The following is a 22,204-nucleotide window of genomic DNA, read 5'->3' as shown; positions in this document are numbered from 1 at the left end:
AATGAGCCAATCCGATCTGATGACCCTTATCAGCGCCCTCCCAATTTGGCAGGGGGGAATCGAGGCCACACCGCTGACCGGCGGCATCACCAATGTGAACTACAAGGTCACGGATGACAGTGGAGCATATGTTGTCCGCATCGGCGACGACATCCCGCTGCATCAGGTGATGCGGTTCAACGAACTAGCTGCCAGCAAGGCGGCCCATGCGGCTGGTTTGTCTCCTACCGTAGTCCATTCCTCAGGTGACCTAACCGTGCTGGAATTCATTGAAAGCCGCACCCTGACAGAAGAAGCAGTGCGCCACCCTGACATGCTGCCTCGCGTGCTGGATCTGGCGAAGGCATGCCATACCGAAGTGCCCAAGCACTTGCGCGGCCCGTCACTGGTGTTCTGGGTGTTCCACGTCATCCGAGATTATGCCGCCACTCTGACCGAACGCGGCAGCACCCATGCGGGCCTGATCCCGGAATTGGTTCAAACCGGCAACACGCTCGAAGCCGAGGCTGGACCCTATGACATGGTCTTCGGCCATAATGACCTGCTGTGCGGCAACTTTCTGGATGATGGTCAACGCCTGTGGCTGATCGATTTCGACTATGCCGGGTTCAATTCACCGCTGTTCGATTTGGGCGGGCTGGCTTCGAACAATGGTCTTTCGTTCGAACAGGAAGACTGGATGTTGGAAACCTATTTCCAGACCTCCGTAACCGACGACCTGCGCCATCGCTATACAGCGATGAAATGCGCCTCGCTGCTGCGGGAAACTATGTGGAGCATGGTGTCCGAGATTACCTCGGATATCGATTTCGACTACGCGGCCTACACAGCCGAGAACCTCGCGCGGTTCCGCGCGACCCTGACCGATTTCAAAAACACCTGAGGACAGACATGACCGACCTTCCGAATACAGCCAAAGCCGTCATTATCGGCGGTGGGATCATTGGCTGCTCGACCGCGTATCACCTGGCCAAGCTGGGCTGGACCGACACGGTGCTGCTGGAGCGCAAGAAACTGACTTCAGGTACCACTTTCCACGCGGCAGGGCTTGTGGGGCAATTGCGTTCGAACGCCAATATCACACAATTGCTCGGCTATTCGGTCGATCTGTACAACAAGATCGAAGAGGAGACCGGTCTGGGTACCGGTTGGAAAATGAATGGCGGATTGCGCCTGGCCTGCAACGAAGAACGCTGGACCGAGGTCAAACGGCAGGCCACAACCGCGCATTCCTTCGGTCTGGACATGCAATTGCTGACCCCGTCCGAGGCGCAGGAGCTGTGGCCGCTGATGGATATCTCGGACGTGATTGGCGCGGCCTATCTGCCAACCGATGGTCAGGCGAATCCATCGGATATCACGCAGGCATTGGCCAAGGGCGCCCGCATGGCTGGCGCGAAGATATTCGAAGACACCAAAGTCACCGATATCGAGATTGAGGATGGCAAAATTCGCGCGGTGATCACTGAACATGGCCGGATCGAGTGTGAAAAGGTAATCTGCTGCGCCGGTCAATGGACCCGAACTTTTGCTGGTCGATACGGCGTCAACGTTCCTCTGGTGCCGATGGAACATCAGTACATGGTCACTGAACCTATCGATGTCCCCTCGGATTTGCCCACACTGCGCGACCCGGACCGGCTGACCTATTACAAGGAAGAAGTCGGTGGGCTGGTTATGGGTGGCTATGAACCCAACCCAATCCCCTGGGCCACCAAGGGTATTCCGCAGGGCTTCCACTATACGCTGCTCGACAGCAATTTCGATCATTTCGAACAGCTGATGGAAATGGCGCTGGGTCGCGTTCCTGCGTTGGAAAACGCAGGCGTCAAGACACTCACCAACGGGCCTGAGAGCTTCACTCCGGACGGCAACTTCATCATCGGTGAATCCCCGGAGCTTAACAACTTCTTCGTCGGCGCGGGCTTCAACGCCTTTGGAATCGCGGCAGGCGGTGGTGCTGGCATGGCGCTGGCTGAATGGGTGCATAAGGGCGAGCCGCCTTTTGACCTGTGGTCCGCCGATATTCGCCGCTTTGGCAGCCCGCATTTCGACACAGATTGGGTGCGCACCCGCACCGTCGAAGCCTATGGCAAGCACTACACGATGGGGTGGCCGCATGAAGAGCATGACTCAGGCCGGCCTTGCCGAAAGTCCCCGCTCTATGACGCGTTGAAAAACCAGGGTGCGTGTTTTGGTGAGAAACTGGGTTGGGAGCGTCCGAATTGGTATGCCGATGCTTCATCGGGCAAGACGGCTAAGGATGAATACAGCTTTGGCCGCCAGAATTGGTTCGATGCCGTAGGGCGCGAACATAAAGCGGCGCGCGAAGCAGCGGTGGTATTCGATCAGACATCTTTCGCCAAATTCGCGCTGAAAGGCCCGGATGCACTGGCAGCGATGAACTGGATCTGCGCCAATGACGTGGAAAAGCCGGTTGGCGCTCTGGTCTACACCCAGATGCTGAACGACAAGGGCGGGATCGAGTGTGACCTGACCGTGGGACGTGTAGCGCATGATGAGTTCTACATCGTCACTGGCACCGGCTTTGCTACCCGTGATTTCGACTGGATCAGTCGTAATATCCCTGAAGGCATGAATTGTCAGCTGTTCGACATCACCTCGTCCAATGCAGTGTTGTCGCTGATGGGGCCTAAGGCGCGGGACATCCTCGCTGCAGTGACGCGCGACGATGTTTCAAATGATGGTTTCAAGTTCGGCACGATCCGCACCATTGGCATTGCCGGGTGCCCGGTCAAAGCGCTGCGTGTGACTTATGTAGGTGAACTGGGATGGGAGCTGCATTTGCCCGTGGAATACGCCCAGACAGTCTATGATGCGATTATGGGGGCCGGGCAGCCGCATGGATTAGTCAATGCTGGTTACAGGGCCATTGAATCGCTGCGCCTTGAAAAAGGCTATCGCGCGTGGGGTGCGGATATCGGCCCTGATCATACACCGTTCGAAAGCGGATTGGGCTGGGCCGTGAAGCTGCGGAAGAATATCGATTTCAAGGGGCGCGCCGCTTCAGAAACGCAAAAATCCGAGGGCGTCAAAAAGATGCTGGCGTGTTTCGTGGTTGATCCGGGCGTTGTTCTTCTGGGTCGTGAAACCATCTACCGGAATGGTGAGAGAGTTGGATGGCTGACCTCGGGCGGCTATGGCTACACTGTCGGAAAATCAATCGGTTACGGGTACATACGTAACCCCAATGGTGTCGATGCGGAATACGTCACTTCCGGGATATATGAATTGGAAGTCGCCACTCAGAGGGTTCCTTGTGAAGTAACGCTGCAACCGCTTTACGATCCGCAGATGAGTCGGGTGAAAATCTGATTTCTGCATGCAAAATCCGCTTAACCGACAAAAAGCATCAGCGATCAGTACCCGTAAGAAAATCCGACGCTCACGGCCGGCCCACTCGGGACTCCGAAAGTTCGCCGGGCCCGGCTGTTAGCGATGCGTGACCTGTTAGTTAAGCCCGCGAATGTTGTACCGCGCCTATGCCAGAAGTCCGAACCGAGTTGCAGTTTGGCCAGTGTTCAGGCCAAGAAAACCGGCATCTGTCGTAAAGCGGATGCCTTCAATGGAAAGGACCGGAAATGGCGACCTCACATGCGTTGACCGAGCACGCAAGGAAGATTGCTGATATTGCGTCCGGGTCCGCTATGCGGTTTTTCCGAGGGTCTTTGGGCATTGAGTTCAAGCAGGACGAAAGCCCCGTGACGCAGGCCGACAAGGCAGTCGAAGCAGACGTACGATCCTATCTGAACCAGCATTTCCCGGGCCACGGCATCTTCGGCGAAGAACACGGTCAAAAGGTTGGCGATGGACGCCATATGTGGGTCATTGATCCAATCGACGGAACCCGCTCGTTTCTGTCGGGCCATCCCCTGTTCGGATTTCTGTTGGCTCATCTGGTGGAGGGTCAACCCCAGTTGGGCCTTGTTGGAATGCCCGCCTTGAACGAAACCTATATGGGCATCAACGGCGAAGCAGCCACACTGAACGGGCAACCCATTCAAACCTCTCAAACAACCCGACTGGATCAATCGGTTCTGTATGTGAATGAAGGAGACAAGATCTATCGTGACCATCCTGACCTGTTCAGTCGCCTGATGCAGGCCGGGCAGACGCGTCGTTTTGCCTATGACTGCTACCCACATGCTTTGCTTGCCTCCGGGCATGTGGACGCTGTGGTCGATTACGATTTACAACCCTATGATTATCTGGCGGTTTCAGCCCTTGTTGCAGCGGCTGGTGGCGTGATGACCGATTGGCAAGGGCATGCTTTGACACTGGATTCCGATGGCGCGGTTGTTTCTGCCGCGACCCCGGAATTGCATTCCGAACTGCTTGACCTCATCAATACCTAGAAAACCTCCGCGTTGCGCCGAGCGGTGGAAAGGGCAGGTTTGCCAACTCTTTAGTGCGATAGTTTTGATTTGCACTTCCAACGAGCCTTAGGAGCTAACTCCCGCGATCCGATTTGAACAGGTACAGAAAGACAAACAGCGATCCGATCGATGTTGTGACGATCCCAACGGGCAATTCCTGGGGGGCCAGTAGAAGGCGTGACAGGATATCTGAAAGCGTTAGCAGGATCGCACCCACGATGGCTGAGACGACCAGCAGGTTTCGGTGCAGCGTTCCGGCGATACCACGTGCAATATGCGGCACCATCAGCCCGACAAACCCGATGACACCGGCCACGGAAACGAAACTGGCCGTCGCCAGAGCTGCAACGAAGAACATGCGGAACCGAAGGCCCTGAACAGGAATACCCAGCGATGAGGCGGTGAAGTCCCCGGTCAGCAAAGCGTCGAGCCATCGGTTTCGATAAAGCGAATAGCTCAGGATCAGGCCCAAGCCGATCAGGACAAGGGGAAACGTCTCCCACCGGGCAAGACCCAAGCCACCCAGCATCCAGAAAATTACGGAATGGGCGGCGCGATTGTCGCCAGAGAAAATTAGGTAGTTGGTGATCGCGGAAAACAGAAAGGACACCGCCAAACCGGCCAGAATCAGTTTTTCCGGCGCGCTTGTGCGCAAGCCCTGAACCAGAGCCAACACTATGCCAGAGGCGATCAGGCCACCGCAAAACGCCGCCAACGGCAACGTCCAAATACCCAACACATCACCTGTGACGGTGATCACCAGAACCGCCCCGGCAGCAGCGCCAGAGGATAAACCGAACAGGAACGGATCTGCCAGATCGTTGCGTGTTGTGGTTTGAAGGACGACACCGACTACACCAAGACCTGCGCCAATCACAGCCGCGAACAAAGCACGCGGCAAGCGAAGGTCGAATACGATCCGGTGCAAGGGCGACATCTCGCCTTCGGTCAGACCGGTTCCGAGACCGATGGCAGAAAATACATCACGCAAAGGGATCTGCGTTGTCCCATAGACAATGGACAGCAGCAAAAGGGCGGTCAGAATAACCGCCCCGAGCAAAATCAAACGGCCCAAATGGACCATTTCAGTTGGCATCCGGGTGCATTGCGTTTGCCATCTTTTCGATCGCTTCAATGTTTGCCGGACCGGGCGTCAATTCTTCGTAACGCAGTCCAATCCAGCGCTCGTTCTTGACCGCATCGGTTTGAGACATCACCGGGTGATCCTTCAGAAACTGGAAGGTGTCTTCTGCACCATTGCCGGATTGGTAGTCGAGCAGAACCAGAAACTCCGGGTTCGAAGCGGCCACGGCCTCCCACGAAGTGCGACCCCAGCTTGCGTCCAGATCATGGGTCACGTTCTCACCCCCGGCAGCTGCAATCATCGCATCGGGAATAGCGAACTTACCAGCAGTGAACGGAGCATCGGCCGGTCCATCCAGAAGGAAGACGCGTGGCTTGGCCAGATCGTTCGTTTTCGCCTGAATGGCGGAAAGCTGTTCTTTCCAGCCAGCAACCAGCATCTCGGCCTTGTCTTCAACCTGCATGACCTGACCCAGACGCAGGACGTCATCAAACAACAAGTCCATACTGGCTTCGGGGCGGTCCTTGTCGAGATGAACGCAGCTTTCGGTCAGAACCATAGTCTTGATACCGAAGGGTTCCAGAGTGTCCGGTGTTACATCGCCGCCGGGCTTCATACCATAGTACCATCCGGCAAAGAACAGGTCGGGTTCGACGGCAACGAGGTTTTCAATGGTCGGATATTTTGGCGCCAGCTCTGGGATATCGCCGCGCTGCGCGTCGAAATCAGGGCTTGTCTTGTACCAACCAGTGATGCCTGTCAGGCCCACTATCTTGTCCTGCAAACCCAGTGCGAAGGCCATATCCGTCATGTTCATATCATGTACGACCAGACGCTCGGGCGCTGTTTGAAGAACCAGCGGTTCTCCGCAATTGTCCACCGTGACAGCATCCGCTGCCGCGCTGCTTGCCAGGCCAGTGAAAAGAGCCACGGGCCAGAGTCTCTGCATCATTGTAAGCTCCTGTTATGATGACAGTTTTCGTTTTCGAATATCCAGCGCGGGGATCATCCGGCCTTCATGCTGAAAACATAGGTAATCCACGCCAAAGGTGTCACGCACCCGATCCGGGGTCAGCACGTCGCTAACAGATCCGAACCCTGTCAGGCGCGTGGCTTTCATCAACGCCACATGGGTGGCGAATTCCGGGATCATAACCAGATCGTGGACGATCATGACAACCGTTACCCCCAGATCAGCGACCAGCGACAGCATGTGCCCCTTGGCGTCCGGGTCCAGATGGTTTGTAGGTTCGTCCAGAAACAGCAAAGACGGGTTTTGAGCCAGAGCGCGGGCGATATGCGCACGCTGACGTTCACCGCCCGACAATTGGCTCATCGGCTTGTTGGCGAAGGGCAGCAGCTCGGTCGTCGTCAGCACCCGTTCGAGATCAGCCTTGTGCTGAGCGGCCGATCGGTCACCCTGAAGCGGGATTTGTCCCAGAGCAACATAGTCGTGCAGGCGCATGCGACCGTCCGGCATTTCCTGTTGACCAACCACGGCAATGGATCGGGCGCGTTGACGGGCTGTCAGGCTGCGCAGGCTTTGGCCGCGAATCCGTGCATCACCCAGAGCAATCCGTTCGATCCCGCATAGCAGTTTCAGCAGTGTAGTCTTCCCGGCACCGTTCGGCCCGGCAATTGCCAGTATTGAACCTTCTTCCAGACTGAAGGACACGTCCTTCAGCAAGACGTCGCCGTTCAGCGCGTAGTACTCCAGTTCCTCCGCAACCAAAAAACTCATGGCACCACCGGCGATGGCAAGTGAGGCATTCGTGACAAGGTCTTTGAAAAGAGGGCAGGGGGCCTGTCTGACGCGCTGGTCCAGCCATCGTCGCTGTCACCAAACTGGGTTGCAAAATCGACCAGAGCTGTCAGGTCGATTTCCGTTTCAATATCGCCAAATAAGTACTGGGTTTTGCCAGCGGCTTGGAAGCCAACGGTCATAGCCCGTTCGCAGCCTGCCATGCAAGCAATCATGCGGGTTTCAAAACCGTCCGGTAGCTTAGTATCCAGCACGTCTTGCGCGGCTTCGGCTGAAATCGGCCCCTGACAGGTAGAACAGATCAGAACGTAGTGATCAGAATAGCAGGTCATCGCCGTCTCCGTCTTTTGTCAGATGCAGACAGAGGGCAAATACAGAATTTTTATGCAACCACGCCATCAAGCCTCCTTCCGAGACGCCCCGCCCCGGGTTGGTTTACCATGCGATGGCAGGTCTCCTGACTTGCGGGTCATAGCTCGGCCGACCTTCCCAACCATTGCGGGTCAGTGGTAAAGTGGCGTCGCTCACCGCTTACAGTTGCGGGGGCAGTCACGGACTTGGCGCATTACAGCGCCGCACCGTATTCCCATTTTCATCCCTTACGGAACCATCCAGCTCAGCTAGTCTGGTACTGCAAGACTTGTCAAGCGGCAGAAGGAACGGCGCACGGGAGCGGGTTGCGTTTGTCGCGACTGCTTTCCTGTTTGCGCAGATCAAACCCAGCTGGTGTTAATAGTCTGATACAAGGAGGAAATCCGGTTCGACATCTTCTTCGATTTTAGAAAACCGAGGGATCGGGTCTTCGAACACGTTGTCCGTCCGGTCGTCGTTCACGGTCGAAACCTCACCGATGAGGCAATCGCCATGTTCCGCCCAGAAGGCGTGCCAGACACCGGGCATCAGGGTCACGCTTTGCCCCGGTTTCAGCCGCAAATGCGCACCGGGCTGCAAGGTAACAGGGCACGCGTCGCTTGGCACCGTGATCGGGTTATCCCGATCGATCCTACCGTTGGGGTCCGACGCATAGATTTCCAGAACCAGGTCGCCACCGCCGCGGTTGATGATGTCTTCTGCTTTGACGATATGCCGGTGCATGGGCGAGAGCTGCTTGTCTTTCGAAATCAACAGTTTTTCTGCATAAAGCATCCCGCGTCCGGATAAGAGATTATTCACTTCGCCGTTGCGAAGGGTGAACAGGAACAGACCAAGCTCATCGAACCGACCCTGGGAATAATCGGTAATGTCCCACCCCAACCCGCGACTGCGGATTGTCCCGGCCAGCGGGCTGCGTATCTGCTCAGGGGACCAATCTGCAAAAGGTGGCAAAACAGCGCCGAAGGATTGAATGAACGTCTGCGCCTCAGTTTTGACACGGTTGATTTCAGATCGTTTCATTTTGCTATCCTTGCGGATCAAAGCTCATGTGCCCAGGGCGGCTCTGCACCGGCCCGGGATACGGTCACAGCGGCGACATCAGCGCCCAGCGCCATAGCTGCCCGAAAGTTTTCTGCGGTCAGGTTTTGCAGGCCCGGCTTGGTCAGATGCCCGGCGCGGCTGAGTTCCGTCAGAACACCTGCATTAAATGTGTCGCCTGCACCGATCGTATCTACGACCTTAACTGGCTTCACGGGTACAGAGACCATTATTCCGTCGGCCAAATACCCGTTCGCCCCGTCGCCTCCACGGGTAACAATGAGGGCCGAAGGTCCGGCCTGCAGTAACAGATCGGCCTTTGCAGCCTCGGGCTCTGCGCCGGGAATGATCCAATCCAGATCCTCGTCTGACACTTTGACGATATCTGCTTGAGCGATCATGCGGTTCAGGCGTGTTCGAAATCTTGTCTGGTCCTTAATAAAGTCCGGGCGGATATTCGGGTCCAGCATCACTGCGCGCTCGGATCCATGACGATCCAGTAGGGCGGCGTAGGCGTCCGCACATGGTTCGCACGCAAGGCTTATCCCCCCCAGATACAAGGCAGAAACCGCTGGAAGCTGGTTTGGCATATCGTCGGGCTGCAACATTCGCCCTGCCGTGTTTTCGTCGACAAAACTATAGGTCGCCTGTCCGTCCTTAAGCTGCACAAAGGCAAGTGTGGACGGCCTGTCCGTGACAATGACATGCGACGTATCGACATGGCTTGCCTTCAGCGCATCGTTCAACTGCTGGCCAAACATGTCAGAAGACAAGCCTGTCAACATTCCTACAGGCACCCCCAAGCGGCCCACAGCAACGGCCGTGTTCAGGATCGCGCCGCCCGTATGCGGGACGAAGCCCTGCGCACCCGACACTGTTGGCTCTGAAATCATGTCGATCAGGGCTTCACCGCAGCACAGGATCATTCCTTGGTCCTTCTCTTAAAAGTCTGTTGGTCCGGCAATCACATAAGAGCGTTTTTGCAGAAGTTATTTGCGCCGACGATTCCGAACTCGGCCTGCTTGGACACATACAGGCTCAGGGAACGGCGCAAATCGCTGAAACGGCCGCCGCCGTTGAACGCATCCTTGAAGTTATCGTCAAAGAGCCAGCGATTCTTTTCCGCCACACCGCCAACAAGAAATACGCCTCCTTCAGGCATCAGTGTCACAGCCATATCGCCGATCAGCGCGCCAAGATGAGTGGTAAACATCTGGGCGGTTCGTACTGCTATGGAGTCCGAGGCTTCGCGGGCATCCTGCAAAATATCTTTCGCAGAACGCGCCTGTATCCGAACATCGCCAGCCGCCAATCCCACCGCTTGATACAGGATGGGCAGTCCGGTTCCGCTCAGGAACATCTCTGCCTCCAACGCCAGGCTGTCTCCAAAAAAGCAATCTGGTGCTATGCGTTGTGCCGCCTCAAAAATGTCAACCTCGTCGCGATGGCGCGGGTACAGGCCCACATGTCCGCCTTCACCGGAAACCGTGTGATAGTGGCCCTCGGAATACAGCAATGCGCCAACACCCAGCCCGGTGCCGGGTCCAACCGCCAGTCGCGTGCCAACAGGTGGGATCGCCTGACCCTGCAACACAACGATGTCATCCTGCGTCACGTCCGCGACTGACCACGCCGCAGCCGTGAAATCGTTGATCACAAATGTATGTTGCGCACCGGTAGCTTTCGCAAGCTCAACCTCTGACAGGTCCAGATTCGCGTTGGTTAGCTGGATTGTCCCATCTCTGACAGGACCAGCGCCTGCAGCAACCACTGCCTGCGGATTTGTCCCAATCTCGTCCCTGAGTGAATGCAATGCCTCCAGCAGATCTTCCAACGTGCCAGTCGGGCGTTTCCGAAGATCCGTCAACTCACCGTTTGTAACCACGCCCAGACGCGTGTTCGTGCCGCCGATATCTGCAACAAGATTCCAATGCTCATGCACCGCTCCGAATGGTTGCGCTAACGGCTGAGAGACGCTTTGACCATCGGAAAGAGCGGATTTAAGCGCCATGAACGACGCCTTGGGTGTTCTCGCAAGTGTTTCGAAATCCACGTCCACCAGTCCAAACCTCTTCTCGTATCCGAAGGCCCATTCGTAATTATCCAACAGCGACCAGACAAAATAGCCATTAATCGGAACACCTTGTGCCAAAGCGTCCTGCACGGCTGCAAAATGTCGGTCAAGATAATCGATACGATCATCGTCCTGCCGACGCTGCGCGCTCGCCATACCGTTTTCGGTGATATAGATTGGCAGCGTGCCCGTATAGTCTTTCCTTGTCCGGACCAAAAAACGAGTAAGGGCGGAGGGCTCGATCTCCCATCCCATCTGCGTTTTGGGCAGAGGTCCGGGAACCTCCTGAAGGCTGGGCCAGGCGGTGGCGGCTGGCGCGATCATCTTGCGAGTATAGTAGTTCAGCCCGCACCAGTCGACCGGTGTGCCTATCGTTTCAAAGTCGTTTTGCCATCCCGAAGGCAAGTGCGGCTCCAACCCCTCCAGCGCGTCCTGTGGGTACTCTTTCTTAAAAACACCGCTCAGGAAGAACTGGTTGTAGATTGCATCGTATCGATCCGCTGCGCGCCTCGCTTCGGCGCTGTCGTCAGCAGGTTCAGACCATTCGAGGTTGAACACAGCACCCAGATTGCTCATGCCAAGACTGCGCATGACCTGAATAGCCCGCCCATGGGCCAACAGAACATGATGCATCGCCCGGGCGGCAGCTCGGATGTCGCGCAAACCGGGCGCATGATGACCTTCGAAATGGCTCAGCCAGCTAACACACCAGGGCTCGTTGATCGGCGCGGCGCTGAACATTCTGTCGCCAATCCGCCCCATGATGACCTGAGTAAAATCGGCGAACCAACCTGCGATGTCGCGATTGCACCACCCCCCTTGATCCGCAAGAGCAGATGGCAGCTCCCAATGATAAAGCGTCACACAGGGGCGGATGCCGCGTTCTAGTAATGCGTCTGCCAGCCGATCATAATAATCCAGTCCTGCCTGGTTGACCGGACCGCGACCTTCCGGCAACACACGCGCCCAGCTGGTCGAAAAACGATAACAGTCAAACCCCGCTTCACGCACCAGATCGAAATCCTGCTCAAATCTGTTCAGGTGGTCGCAGGCGACGTCGCCGTTTTCTCTGCGTACGACATTGCCCGGTGATGCGGCAAACGTATCCCAATGAGTTTGCCCGGCACCTCCCTGCGCGTGGCCTTCAATCTGATAAGCAGAGGTTGCGACACCAAAGAGGAAATCTTTGGGGAAATCAGCGCGAGAGTGTTTCATGACAACAACCTGTTGGGCGCAGGGCCGGTTGACCTGCCAACTACCAGTTCGGCCTCCAGCAATCTAGTTTTGACCGGGTCATCCGGGGCTTTGATCCGCTTGATCAACATGTCCGCCGCTATTTCACCTGCCTGACGGACAGATGAGCGTGTCGCCGTAAAGATCGGAACATCCTGTCCGTTTTTAAGATATGACAGGTCATCGTCATGGGCGATGACAGATACATCCGCGCCCATCTCCAACCCGTTTTCAGACAGAGCACGCCGTACGCCAATGGCCGAGATCATCGACGAACACAAGATAGCAGTCGGGGGATCGTCCAGACATAACATTTTCTGCGTTTCGTGGTGGCCATAGACCTCGGTCATTTCAGCGCTTCGCATCAGGTTTGTATCCGGTGAAAGCCCGGCTTGGCCGAACGCCTCAAGGTAACCGTCACGGCGGCGTTGAGCGAAGTCCATATCTTCCAGACCGTTAATCAGGGCGATGCGGCGATGGCCAAGATCAATCAGAAAGCGCGTGGCCCTTAGGAACGAGCTTTTGTTGTTCACATCAACCCAGTCGTAGGGAACATCCACACCTGTCGAGCGCCCATGCACTATGAAAGGCACACCCATACGGTTCAGGACCTCAATTCGTGGCTCGTTGACCTTTGGCCCCTGCAGCACGACACCGTCCACTGCACCGCGCTGAAAGAGGCTTCGATATGCTCTTTCAATCGAGGTGTCATCTGCACTGGTGAACATCAGGTCATAACCGTTTTCCGAGTATTTCTTAACGGCACCGGCAACAAAGTCACCAAATATGGGGTTCACCATTTCATGCTGGGATGAGCTGGGGATCACGTGACCAATCACCATGGACCGTCCCGTCGCAAGACCTTTGGCCCGGCTGTTCGGGCGGTAGCCATGTTTGTGTGCCGCGGCCTGAACGCGCGTGCGCGTATCTTCACTCACCTCAGGGTAACCGTTCAGCGCTCGGCTGACCGTTGTCTGCGAAAGACCTAAGATTTCCGAGAGCTGCTTCAGGTTCATTGCTATTCAAAGCGCCTTCAAAAGAGTGTTCTTGTTCGTTTTGTGGGCAATTGAAGCATCCGTCAACTTTTTTTGCCCTCATTCCGTTAAATATTATTTTGTGGGGCATTTGAAGGCTTATTGTTGACAAGCCTTGATTGTTAGCGGATAACAACATTCATCCAAAGCGCTTTGAAAAGTGAGTCTTTCTGGCGTGTGACATGTTGGGAGGAGGAATTGATGAGACACTCGCTTTTTGCCGGTGTAGCGATGTTCGCGCTGATGGCCGGATCTGTTCAGGCGGAGGGTGAATTGATCCACCCCGCGGGTGAAGGTGATTTTGACTGGGATGGGTTTCAGGCCTTTGCCGATGCTCACGACCTGTCTGGCGAAAGCCTGACCATTTTTGGCCCCTGGTTAGCGGGTGAAGGCAAATCCTTCGAAAATCTTGTGGCCTATTTCGACGAGGCAACTGGCGCGAATTCCAGCTATGTAGGCTCTGACTCGCTGGAACAGCAAATCCTAATCGATGCGGCAGCAGGTTCAGCGCCGAACCTGACGGTCTTTCCCCAGCCTGGTCTTGCGGCAAACCTCGCAAAGCAGGGTTACCTGACACCGCTTGCAGAGGGCTCGGCAGAGTGGATCAAGGAAAACTTCGCGGCTGGTCAGTCCTGGGTGGATCTGGGCACGTTTGTAAACGCTGACGGCGCTGACAACTTTTATGGCTTTTTCTTCAACGTGAACGTCAAATCGTTGGTCTGGTACGTTCCCGAGAATTTCGAAGACTTTGGCTACGAAGTGCCTGGGACCATGGAAGAGTTTAAGGCTCTGATGGATCAGATTGTCGAAGATGGTGAAACGCCTCTGTGCGTCGGTCTGGCGTCGGGTGGCGCAACCGGGTGGCCTGCGACCGACTGGGTTGAAGACCTGATGCTGCGTACCCAACCCCCGGAAGTTTATGACCAATGGGTGTCGAACGAGATGAAGTTCGACGATCCGAAGGTGATCGCTGCAATCGAAGAATATGGCAGCTTTACCCGCAATGACGATTATGTTGTGGGCAACGCCGATGATACTGCCGCGATCGACTTTCGAGACAGCCCTAAAGGCCTGTTCGACAGCCCGCCAGCCTGCATGATGCACCGTCAGGCGTCGTTCATACCGGCTTACTTCCCTGAAGGGACCGAACTGGGTGCAGACGCGGATTTCTTCTACTTCCCGGCTTATTCGGAAAAAGACCTGGGCACGCCGGTACTTGGGGCGGGAACATTGTTCACCATAACGAATCCGAACCCGGCGGCTGAAGCATTCATGGAGTTTCTCAGGACCCCGTTTGCCCATGAGATCATGATGTCGCAGGACGGTTTCCTGACACCTCATCTAGGCGCAAACCCTGCGAATTATTCGAACGACACGCAACGCGGGCAGGGTGAAATTCTGACCAACGCAACGACATTCCGCTTTGACGGCTCTGACCTTATGCCGGGTGCGGTTGGGGCGGGCAGCTTCTGGACCGGGATGGTCGATTACTCGTCGGGTGCGAAAGATGCAGCCACCGTGGCCAGCGAAATCCAGTCGTCCTGGGATGCAGCCAAGTGACCAATACATGGGGCGGTCTTAGGATCGCCCCGCTTGCCAAACGGATGAGCGCACCATGACACCGGCACTCCAAGGCCTGCTGACGATCGCCATCGGCGTATCGGGTTGCGTGGGCTATTTCTACCTCTCCAACCAGTTTCTGGACACAGTCCTGTTCCCGCCGCGTGGGCCGAACGCAGGTCGCAATATCAACCGGGCCAACATGATCCGCCCATGGCTGTTCCTGTTCCCGGCGCTTGCTGCGTTGGGGCTGTATCTGGCCTACCCGGTGGTTGAAACCTTGCGGCTTTCTCTCACGGAGCGTGTGCCTGGTGGTGGGTACAGATGGGTTGGATTGGACAACTATTCCCAAATGGCGGCAGAGCCGAAATTCTGGGAAGCAATGCGCAACAACATGTTCTGGCTGATCGTTGTGCCCGCCATGTCCACGGGTTTTGGTCTTCTTGTGGCGCAACTGACTGACCGCATCCGCTGGGGCAATTTCGCCAAGTCTCTGATCTTCATGCCGATGGCAATTTCATTTGTTGGCGCCTCGGTCATCTGGAAATTGGTTTACGATGCGCGACCAGCCGAGCAGGACCAGATCGGCATCCTGAACGCACTCTATATCTTCTTTGGTGGGACAGAGCCCCAGACCTGGCTGACTGTCCCGTTCTGGAACAGCTTTTTTCTGATGATCGTGCTGGTTTGGATTCAAACTGGCTTTGCCATGGTGATCCTGTCGGCAGCCCTGCGCGGTATTCCCGAAGAAACCATCGAGGCGGCCATTTTGGACGGAGCAAACCCCTTTCAGATTTTCTTTAAGATCAAGGTGCCACAAATCAAGACCACAATCCTTGTGGTTTGGACAACGATCACGATCACCGTTCTTAAGGTGTTCGACATCGTCTTTGCGATGACCAACGGCCAATGGGAAACGCAGGTGCTTGCCAACTACATGTACGACAAGCTGTTCCGCGCCAACGACTGGGGCGTTGGATCCGCTTCGGCCATGGTGATCATGCTGCTGGTTGCTCCGATCCTCGTCTGGAACGTGCGCAATGCGCGCAAGGAGATGGAGTAAGTCATGAGCGATATAGCAGGAACAAAACCGGCGCTCAGATGGGTCGTACACCTGTCAGTCATCTTCCTTGTTACCCTGTGGGTGATCCCCACGCTCGGTTTGCTGATTTCGTCCTTCCGAACTGCAGATCAGATCTCGTCCAGCGGATGGTGGCGGTCACTTTTCCCGTCCGAGCAAAACCTGACGTTGCGTGGTGCGGCACCCGAGACGCAGGTGCTGGAAAACGGCGTGTATGTAATCCAGGGTGAGTTGTTTGGTGCAGATAAGCAGGCCACGATTTCCAGATGGGGTATCAGTTCGCGCGAGGTTGATGCGTTTGAGCCCGGCCAAACGACCGACCTGCGCCGGGGTGGCACGATCACCGTGGATGCGGCCGGCAATTACCGGATGGAGAATACCGAAGAATTCACCGGCAAACGCGGCGCACGCATCTTCGTAACGGCTGAGTTGCCGCCTGAATTCACATTCGGAAATTACCAAAAAGTTTTATTGGACCAAAGCAGTACGGACAGTATGGCAAGGGCGTTCTTCAACACGCTGACCGTGACTATCCCGGCGACGATCATCCCTATTCTGGTGGCAGCTTTCGCGGCCTATGCGCTGGCATGGATGGACTTCCCCGGCCGGGCACTATTGATTGCGGCCGTTGTCGGGCTTTTGGTGGTTCCGTTGCAATTGGCCTTGATCCCGTTGCTGAAGTTTCACCTGAGCATCGGGATTGGCAAAGGCTATCTGGGCGTCTGGCTGGCACATACCGGGTTTGGGATGCCGTTAGCAATCTACCTGCTGCGCAATTACATGGCCGGATTGCCTCGTGATTTGATCGAGAATGCCCGTGTTGATGGGGCCACAGAGTTCCAGATTTTTACCAAGCTGATCCTGCCACTCAGCTTCCCGGCCTTGGCATCCTTTGCGATCTTTCAGTTCCTATGGACATGGAACGACTTGCTCGTCGCAAAGGTCTTTCTGATTGATGCAACCGGGCAAACGACTGTTATGACCAACCGCATCGTTGAGCTTTTGGGCACACGCGGCGGCAATTGGGAAATCCTGGCGACCGCCGCCTTTGTGTCGATTTTCGTGCCGCTGGTCGTCTTTTTCGCAATGCAAAAATACCTGGTCCGGGGCCTGTTGGCCGGATCCGTCAAATAGAGGCTTCTGATGAACGTGCAGAGCAACTTTGAACAAAGCAAAGCAAAGAAACTGTCTTCGGACTGGTGGCAAGGCGGGGTGATCTATCAAATCTATCCGCGCAGCTTTCAGGACAGCAACGCGGACGGGATCGGTGATCTTAAAGGCATCACCGCACGACTGGACTATGTCGCGTCTCTGGGTGTTGATGCGATCTGGATCTCACCGTTTTTCAAGTCGCCGATGAAAGACTTTGGCTATGACGTCAGCGATTATCGCGATGTCGATCTCATGTTTGGTACGCTGGGCGATTTCAAAGAGCTTCTGGATCAGGCCCACGCGAAAGGTCTGAAGATCATGATCGATCTGGTTTTGTCGCATACATCGGATCAGCACCCTTGGTTCAGCGAAAGCCGCCGCAATCGTGAAAACCTGAAATCCGACTGGTATGTGTGGGCTGACCCCAAGCCAGATGGCACGCCGCCGAATAACTGGTTGTCGATTTTCGGCGGCTCGGCCTGGCAATGGGACGCTCGTCGCCTTCAATACTATTTGCACAACTTCTTGACGTCTCAGCCGGATCTGAACTTCCATTGCCCGGACGTTCAGGATGCATTGCTGGACGTGGCGCGGTTCTGGCTGGATCTGGGGGTGGATGGGTTCCGGCTGGACACCATAAACTTCTACTTCCACGATAAAGACCTGCGCGACAATCCTGCCCTGCCGTTGGATCAACGCAATGCCACGATCGCTCCTGCGGTGAACCCTTATAATCACCAGGATCATCTGTTCTCGAAAAGTCGGCCTGAAAACATCGCTTTCTTGGAGCGACTAAGGGCGTTGACGGACGAATATGAGGGCCGCGCCTGTCTGGGCGAGGTTGGGGACGCGCAACGCGGGCTTGAAATCATGGGAGAGTACACGTCCGGCGATAAGCGGATGCATATGTGCTATGCGTTCGAGTTTCTCGAAAAACGCGCCCTGACCGCCAGTTACACCAAGCATGTCTTTGATCAATTGGAGGCAAAAGCCGGTGATGCGTGGCCATGTTGGGCGTTTTCCAACCACGACGTCCAGCGCCACGCCTCACGGTGGAATCTGAACGAGGCGGCGGCCCGTCAGCACGCGGTTCTAATGATGTGCCTGCGCGGCTCTGCTTGCCTATATCAGGGCGAAGAATTGGGTCTGCACGAAGCAGATGTACCGTTTGAGAAACTGCAAGACCCTTATGGCATTGAATTCTGGCCGGAGTTTAAAGGCCGCGACGGTTGCCGCACGCCGATGGTTTGGGCAGCTCAGGATGCGCAATCGGGCTTTAGCACCGCAGAACCCTGGCTGCCTGTAAGCATCCAGCAAGCTGAAAAGGCGGTAGACCGGCTGGAAGTGGATTCGCAATCTATATTGAACCATTATCGTCGCGCCATAGAGCTTCGGCACGCGCACGCTGCATTGGCATCGGGGGCGCAATCCGAGATGACCGCAACAGGCTCGGTTCTGACTTTCCTGCGTGAAGACAGTTCGGAGCAAGTTTTCTGTGCCTTCAATCTCGGTCCGGACGCGACCGAAGTTAAGCTGCCGGACGGCAATTGGCAGACCATTGGTCAGGGCTTGGGTGGCATCGAAGGTGCAAACGGCATCACTCTGGGTGCTTCGCAATTCTGTCTGTTGGTCAGGAAAAAGGGATAAGGCATGTCTGAACTCAACCTCACGGATGTCGCCAAGTCTTATGGTCCGGTCGACGTTCTGAAAAACATCAATCTTGATATCGAGCAGGGCGAGTTGATCGTTTTTGTCGGCCCGTCCGGTTGCGGAAAATCCACTTTGTTGCGGATGATTGCCGGTCTGGAAAAGATTACAGGCGGAACGCTGGAAATCGAAGGGCAGGTCATGAATGATGTTCCGCCTGCGCAACGTGGCATCGCGATGGTCTTCCAAAGCTACGCCTTGTACCCCCACATGACCGTGCGGGAAAACATGGCTTTCGCGCTGAAGATCGCCAAGATGCCAGCGACCGAGATTGATGCTGCAGTAGAACGGGCCGCTCAAATTCTTCAGTTGGATCCATTTCTGGATCGCCTGCCTAAGGCTCTGTCCGGCGGCCAGCGTCAACGGGTTGCCATTGGGCGCGCGATTGTGCGTGACCCAAAAGTGTACCTGTTCGATGAACCCCTCTCGAACCTCGACGCAGCGCTTCGGGTTGCCACACGTATCGAGATCGCGCGCCTGAAAGAGGCTATGCCTGACAGCACCATGATCTATGTGACCCACGATCAGGTCGAGGCCATGACATTGGCCAGCCGGATCGTCGTCTTGGCCAACAAGGGCATCGCGCAGGTTGGGACACCGCTTGAGCTTTATGAAACGCCTGACAACGAGTTCGTAGCGCAATTCATCGGTTCCCCATCCATGAACCTTCTGCCCGGGAAAGTCACTGGGACAGGTGCAATGACAACTGTTGAACTCGCGTCAGGCGGCATTGCAGTATCCGCGGTTCCAACCGATGAAAATGATTTGGGAAAACAGGTCAAAATCGGCGTGCGCCCTGAAGACTTTGCCACAACAGATGATAGCGCGATCCTGACGGGGATCGTGGATTTCACCGAAGCGCTGGGTGAAGTTACGCTTTTGTATTTCGAAAAAAACCCGGAAGGTGATGCAGCAATTGCCAAGCTCCCCGGTGTTCAGAGAGATATGCGTGGCCAAACCGTTTCCGTCACCGCAGCTCCGGAAAAAGTGCATCTGTTTCATAACGGCGTTTCGATGCGAATGTGATAGCTGAAACATCCCAACAAGGCGCTTGACAACGTTAGGGGTCGCATTCCACCATATTTGAAACGTTTCAGTGGTGATAAATGCGAGTTTCCGCCCAACTCTATACTGTGCGGCAATGCGGCAATCTGGCTGATCAGTTGCAGTTGGTTGCCGACTGCGGTTTCTTGGATGTTGAAACCACTGGCCTGCACGCGATGAGCCCAAATCAGATGGCGTGCACCATTCGTCAATCTGGTCTTAACCTTCGTTCTGCACATTTCGACTGGGAAGAGTTCGACACGCGCTTTAACGATATCGTCGAAGTTTTGCACCTTTTGGAATGCCGGGTGGCCGTCATGCCTTGGCTGGCGCCTCAGGCGCGGCCCGACACTGCCCGGGGATGGAAGACGGTGTCAGGCCAGTTGTCCGAATGGGCTGGTCGACTTGCTGATCACGACATCAGTCTTGCGTACCACAATCATGATTTTGATCTGATCGGCGCACCGGGCGAGACCCCTCTCGATCAGATTCTCGCACAAGGAAACATCTATTGGCAGCCTGACATCGGCTGGCTGGCTGCAGCAGGGCTGAACTCGGCAGATTTGATCACCCGCCATTCTGAACGCATCCTGTCTGTCCACGCTACTGATGTGGACCCGGAAGGCGGATCAGAAGATGAGCGTTGGCGCAATCTGGGAGAGGGCGTCGTCGACTGGAATGGTACATTGCAAGCGCTCGCACAAACCGAATGTACTGACCTTTTTGTCGAACATGATGAAACCGCAGATCACAGGCAAACCTTGCAAATGGGCCGGTCATTTTTGACTGACCAATTGGCTGGGATCGGCTGATGGCACGAGCAACGATCAAATCGATCGCCCGAAAAACCGGGTATTCAGTTGGCACTGTGTCAAATGCCCTGCGCGGGGCCCCTTCGGTCAAGCGCGAAACACGGGAAGAGATCCAGAATGCAGCAACCGCACTGGGATATCGGGTGAATTTGGATGGTCTGAAACTGCGCACAAACAAATCCTATAGGATCGCCGTGTTGGTCGGCGTTTCCGATGCTGCCGCCGAAGAATGGGAGGGAGTGGAATTTACACGTATCCTGGCCGGAATATCCAATGCGGTTCAGCGGTCGCGCTATCAATTGACCGTATTCAGTATACCTGATGGGGGCACGGCGCTGCAGACCCTAAAATCCATCGTGCAGGAAGGTTTGGCTGATGGAGTGATCTTTTCCGGAACGCGTGTGAATGACCAGCGTATCGCCTATCTGCAAGACGAGGGATTTCCCTTTGTCACCTATGGCATGAGCGACAGTGCCCAACAGCATCCTTACGTGGACCTCGATAGTCAGACTGCTGCTTATGATGCGACTTCTCGGCTGCTCGGCCTTGGGCATCGCCGGATTGCATTGGTAAACCCCCCGGATGATCTGATCTATGCGCAACAACGCCGCCGGGGCTATGTCGACGCTCTTTCAATTTATGGCGCGGATTTTGACCCCACTCTCATTTTGACCGGCCCAACTACTGCAGAAACCGGCCAGAAAGCCTTTGGTGCGCTCATGCAATTGCCCAACCGACCAAGCGCCATCATTTGCGCCAACGAGGCAATGACCCTTGGTGCCTTGTCCGCCGCGGCCAAGACCAGAGTTCGGGTAGGCGAGGATGTTGTGGTAATTTCAAATGACGATCTGAAACTCAGCCAGTATTTCGTACCACCGCCCAGCACCTATTACCTGCCGATTGCCGAAACAAGCCGTCTGTTGGGTGAGTTCATGCTGAAAACCTTGGACGGGGTCGACCCGTCAGAGACACAAAAAAAGATCAGGGCCACGTTGATCGAGCGGCAACCTGACACCCCAGCGCCGGGTATGGCGCAGACCACCTGATCCAACAAAGGAGAAACCGAACATGTTAAAACACCTACTTGCCGCCGCTACTCTGGTCACATTGACAGCACCAGCGGCATTCGCCGCCGATCTGGACGGTCGCGTTCTGAAGATCGGAACCGATGCAACTTATCCGCCGATGGAAACCGTGGATGAAGCGACCGGAGAGATTGTAGGGTTTGACGTCGACGTGATGAATGCGATCTGCGAAAAGGTCAATTGTGTCCCAAACTTTGTAAACACAGCATGGGACGGCATTTTCGCGGCTCTTCAGCAGGGTGAGTTCGATCTGGTCATTTCGGGCGTATCGATCACACCGGAACGCGAAGAGACCATGGACTTTTCCGAACCTTATATCGTTGTCAGCCAAGCCATTCTTCTGCAGGTCGACAATGCGAGTATGACGCTAGATGATTTCAAAGCAGGTGGTCAGAAATTGGCGGCGCAAACAGCCACCACCAATGCCCAATTGGCGGAGGAACTTGTCGGGCGCGAGAATGTCAGCCTGTATGACAATTTCTCGGCGGCAATTCTGGCGCTGCAGAACGCAGATGTTCAGGGCGTGATCATCGACGGGACATCGGCGGCGGCCTACGAGCAGGAGTTTGCAGGAGAGCTGACCGTCGGCATCACAGGCCTGCAATCCGACCCTCTGGGCATCGTTTTTCAGGAAGGCGACCCGACGGTGGACGCGATCAATACCGGCCTGACGGCCATTCAGGAGGACGGCACGCTGGACGAACTAAAAGCCAAGTACTGGGGCACCAACTGATCCTATAGCGTCCCTTTGGTCCGGCAGCGTTCT

19 protein-coding genes, 1 pseudogene and 1 riboswitch are annotated in these 22,204 nt (G+C 55.6%); of the genes and pseudogenes, 11 read left to right on the top strand and 9 right to left on the bottom strand.

Annotation, left to right across the window (positions count from 1 at the left end):
• Nucleotide 1 precedes the first annotated feature (1 nt).
• The 3 genes from Q0816_RS10790 to Q0816_RS10780 all read left to right on the top strand — a co-directional run bounded on the left by Q0816_RS10790 (nt 2) and on the right by Q0816_RS10780 (nt 4,376).
• Nucleotides 2-883 (top strand): phosphotransferase, encoded by an 882-nt coding sequence (locus tag Q0816_RS10790; RefSeq protein ID WP_298850240.1) that lies wholly within the window; start codon nt 2-4, stop codon nt 881-883.
• Between the two features lie 8 nt (nt 884-891).
• Nucleotides 892-3,336: an FAD-dependent oxidoreductase gene (locus Q0816_RS10785; protein ID WP_298850238.1), complete on the top strand. Its 2,445-nt coding sequence runs from the start codon at nt 892-894 to the stop codon at nt 3,334-3,336.
• Between the two features lie 266 nt (nt 3,337-3,602).
• Nucleotides 3,603-4,376 (top strand): inositol monophosphatase family protein, encoded by a 774-nt coding sequence (locus tag Q0816_RS10780; protein WP_298850236.1) that lies wholly within the window; start codon nt 3,603-3,605, stop codon nt 4,374-4,376.
• 94 nt (nt 4,377-4,470) lie between these two features.
• Here Q0816_RS10780 and Q0816_RS10775 read toward each other — a convergent pair whose 3' ends face one another.
• From Q0816_RS10775 to Q0816_RS10735, 9 genes and pseudogenes are all read right to left on the bottom strand, one after another.
• Nucleotides 4,471-5,481 carry an iron ABC transporter permease gene (locus tag Q0816_RS10775; protein ID WP_298850235.1) on the bottom strand — a complete coding sequence of 337 codons (1,011 nt, stop codon included), beginning with the start codon at nt 5,479-5,481 and terminating at the stop codon, nt 4,471-4,473.
• Nucleotide 5,482: 1 nt separating this feature from the next.
• Nucleotides 5,483-6,433: an ABC transporter substrate-binding protein gene (locus Q0816_RS10770; protein ID WP_298850233.1), complete on the bottom strand. Its 951-nt coding sequence runs from the start codon at nt 6,431-6,433 to the stop codon at nt 5,483-5,485.
• 12 nt (nt 6,434-6,445) lie between these two features.
• A complete protein-coding gene (locus tag Q0816_RS10765) occupies nt 6,446-7,222 on the bottom strand; it encodes an ABC transporter ATP-binding protein (protein WP_298850231.1) in 777 nt (258 codons plus the stop codon).
• Complete coding sequence (locus Q0816_RS10760; protein WP_298850229.1) at nt 7,219-7,575, bottom strand: DUF1636 domain-containing protein; 357 nt, start codon at nt 7,573-7,575, stop codon at nt 7,219-7,221. Before Q0816_RS10760 ends, Q0816_RS10765 begins: the two co-directional genes overlap by 4 nt.
• A gap of 97 nt (nt 7,576-7,672) precedes the next feature.
• Nucleotides 7,673-7,870: riboswitch (cobalamin riboswitch) on the bottom strand.
• 102 nt (nt 7,871-7,972) lie between these two features.
• Entirely contained in the window at nt 7,973-8,638 is a 666-nt protein-coding gene (locus Q0816_RS10755; protein ID WP_298850228.1) for a D-lyxose/D-mannose family sugar isomerase, read from the bottom strand.
• 17 nt (nt 8,639-8,655) lie between these two features.
• Nucleotides 8,656-9,582, bottom strand: a complete 927-nt coding sequence (locus tag Q0816_RS10750) for a carbohydrate kinase (protein WP_298850227.1) — start codon at nt 9,580-9,582, stop codon at nt 8,656-8,658.
• 38 nt (nt 9,583-9,620) lie between these two features.
• Nucleotides 9,621-10,667 (bottom strand): ROK family protein, encoded by a 1,047-nt coding sequence (locus Q0816_RS10745; RefSeq protein WP_298850342.1) that lies wholly within the window; start codon nt 10,665-10,667, stop codon nt 9,621-9,623.
• Nucleotides 10,644-11,945 (bottom strand): annotated as a pseudogene (locus Q0816_RS10740) (GH1 family beta-glucosidase); the annotation flags it as partial. The pseudogene Q0816_RS10740 and the gene Q0816_RS10745, both read right to left, overlap by 24 nt.
• Nucleotides 11,942-12,979, bottom strand: coding sequence for a LacI family DNA-binding transcriptional regulator (locus Q0816_RS10735; RefSeq protein ID WP_298850225.1), 1,038 nt, complete (start codon nt 12,977-12,979; stop codon nt 11,942-11,944). The gene Q0816_RS10735 and the pseudogene Q0816_RS10740, both read right to left, overlap by 4 nt.
• Before the next feature lie 219 nt (nt 12,980-13,198).
• On the opposite strand from Q0816_RS10735, the gene Q0816_RS10730 reads away from it, so the two are divergent.
• The 8 genes from Q0816_RS10730 to Q0816_RS10695 all read left to right on the top strand — a co-directional run bounded on the left by Q0816_RS10730 (nt 13,199) and on the right by Q0816_RS10695 (nt 22,171).
• Nucleotides 13,199-14,557: an ABC transporter substrate-binding protein gene (locus Q0816_RS10730; RefSeq protein ID WP_298850223.1), complete on the top strand. Its 1,359-nt coding sequence runs from the start codon at nt 13,199-13,201 to the stop codon at nt 14,555-14,557.
• Between the two features lie 55 nt (nt 14,558-14,612).
• Complete coding sequence (locus Q0816_RS10725; protein WP_298850221.1) at nt 14,613-15,620, top strand: carbohydrate ABC transporter permease; 1,008 nt, start codon at nt 14,613-14,615, stop codon at nt 15,618-15,620.
• A gap of 3 nt (nt 15,621-15,623) precedes the next feature.
• Nucleotides 15,624-16,772, top strand: a complete 1,149-nt coding sequence (locus Q0816_RS10720; RefSeq protein WP_298850219.1) for a carbohydrate ABC transporter permease — start codon at nt 15,624-15,626, stop codon at nt 16,770-16,772.
• 9 nt (nt 16,773-16,781) lie between these two features.
• A complete protein-coding gene (locus Q0816_RS10715) occupies nt 16,782-18,437 on the top strand; it encodes an alpha-amylase family glycosyl hydrolase (protein ID WP_298850217.1) in 1,656 nt (551 codons plus the stop codon).
• A 3-nt stretch (nt 18,438-18,440) separates the two neighbouring features.
• On the top strand, nt 18,441-19,523 hold the full coding sequence (locus tag Q0816_RS10710; RefSeq protein ID WP_298850215.1) for an ABC transporter ATP-binding protein: 1,083 nt from the start codon (nt 18,441-18,443) through the stop codon (nt 19,521-19,523).
• 80 nt (nt 19,524-19,603) lie between these two features.
• On the top strand, nt 19,604-20,353 hold the full coding sequence (locus Q0816_RS10705; RefSeq protein WP_298850214.1) for a sugar phosphate isomerase/epimerase: 750 nt from the start codon (nt 19,604-19,606) through the stop codon (nt 20,351-20,353).
• Entirely contained in the window at nt 20,353-21,399 is a 1,047-nt protein-coding gene (locus Q0816_RS10700; RefSeq protein WP_298850212.1) for a LacI family DNA-binding transcriptional regulator, read from the top strand. Before Q0816_RS10705 ends, Q0816_RS10700 begins: the two co-directional genes overlap by 1 nt.
• Before the next feature lie 22 nt (nt 21,400-21,421).
• Nucleotides 21,422-22,171: a basic amino acid ABC transporter substrate-binding protein gene (locus Q0816_RS10695; RefSeq protein WP_298850211.1), complete on the top strand. Its 750-nt coding sequence runs from the start codon at nt 21,422-21,424 to the stop codon at nt 22,169-22,171.
• Nucleotides 22,172-22,204: the final 33 nt, after the last annotated feature.

It is taken from the genome of uncultured Ruegeria sp., from assembly GCF_947497005.1.
In the GTDB taxonomy this organism is placed as follows: Bacteria; Pseudomonadota; Alphaproteobacteria; order Rhodobacterales; family Rhodobacteraceae; genus Ruegeria.
Note: the sequence above shows the minus strand (reverse complement) of the source record. Positions and strands in the feature narration are given on the sequence as shown.

Coding starts and splice junctions, on each gene's coding strand:
- Q0816_RS10785 (WP_298850238.1), top strand. CDS start 892: ATGACCGACCTTCCGAATACAGCCAAAGCCGTCATTATCGGCGGTGGG.
- Q0816_RS10750 (WP_298850227.1), bottom strand. CDS start 9,582: ATGATCCTGTGCTGCGGTGAAGCCCTGATCGACATGATTTCAGAGCCA.
- Q0816_RS10725 (WP_298850221.1), top strand. CDS start 14,613: ATGACACCGGCACTCCAAGGCCTGCTGACGATCGCCATCGGCGTATCG.
- Q0816_RS10720 (WP_298850219.1), top strand. CDS start 15,624: ATGAGCGATATAGCAGGAACAAAACCGGCGCTCAGATGGGTCGTACAC.
- Q0816_RS10700 (WP_298850212.1), top strand. CDS start 20,353: ATGGCACGAGCAACGATCAAATCGATCGCCCGAAAAACCGGGTATTCA.
- Q0816_RS10790 (WP_298850240.1), top strand. CDS start 2: ATGAGCCAATCCGATCTGATGACCCTTATCAGCGCCCTCCCAATTTGG.
- Q0816_RS10735 (WP_298850225.1), bottom strand. CDS start 12,979: ATGAACCTGAAGCAGCTCTCGGAAATCTTAGGTCTTTCGCAGACAACG.
- Q0816_RS10705 (WP_298850214.1), top strand. CDS start 19,604: ATGCGAGTTTCCGCCCAACTCTATACTGTGCGGCAATGCGGCAATCTG.
- Q0816_RS10730 (WP_298850223.1), top strand. CDS start 13,199: ATGAGACACTCGCTTTTTGCCGGTGTAGCGATGTTCGCGCTGATGGCC.
- Q0816_RS10780 (WP_298850236.1), top strand. CDS start 3,603: ATGGCGACCTCACATGCGTTGACCGAGCACGCAAGGAAGATTGCTGAT.
- Q0816_RS10745 (WP_298850342.1), bottom strand. CDS start 10,667: ATGGCGCTTAAATCCGCTCTTTCCGATGGTCAAAGCGTCTCTCAGCCG.
- Q0816_RS10695 (WP_298850211.1), top strand. CDS start 21,422: ATGTTAAAACACCTACTTGCCGCCGCTACTCTGGTCACATTGACAGCA.
- Q0816_RS10770 (WP_298850233.1), bottom strand. CDS start 6,433: ATGATGCAGAGACTCTGGCCCGTGGCTCTTTTCACTGGCCTGGCAAGC.
- Q0816_RS10765 (WP_298850231.1), bottom strand. CDS start 7,222: ATGAGTTTTTTGGTTGCGGAGGAACTGGAGTACTACGCGCTGAACGGC.
- Q0816_RS10715 (WP_298850217.1), top strand. CDS start 16,782: ATGAACGTGCAGAGCAACTTTGAACAAAGCAAAGCAAAGAAACTGTCT.
- Q0816_RS10755 (WP_298850228.1), bottom strand. CDS start 8,638: ATGAAACGATCTGAAATCAACCGTGTCAAAACTGAGGCGCAGACGTTC.
- Q0816_RS10760 (WP_298850229.1), bottom strand. CDS start 7,575: ATGACCTGCTATTCTGATCACTACGTTCTGATCTGTTCTACCTGTCAG.
- Q0816_RS10710 (WP_298850215.1), top strand. CDS start 18,441: ATGTCTGAACTCAACCTCACGGATGTCGCCAAGTCTTATGGTCCGGTC.
- Q0816_RS10775 (WP_298850235.1), bottom strand. CDS start 5,481: ATGGTCCATTTGGGCCGTTTGATTTTGCTCGGGGCGGTTATTCTGACC.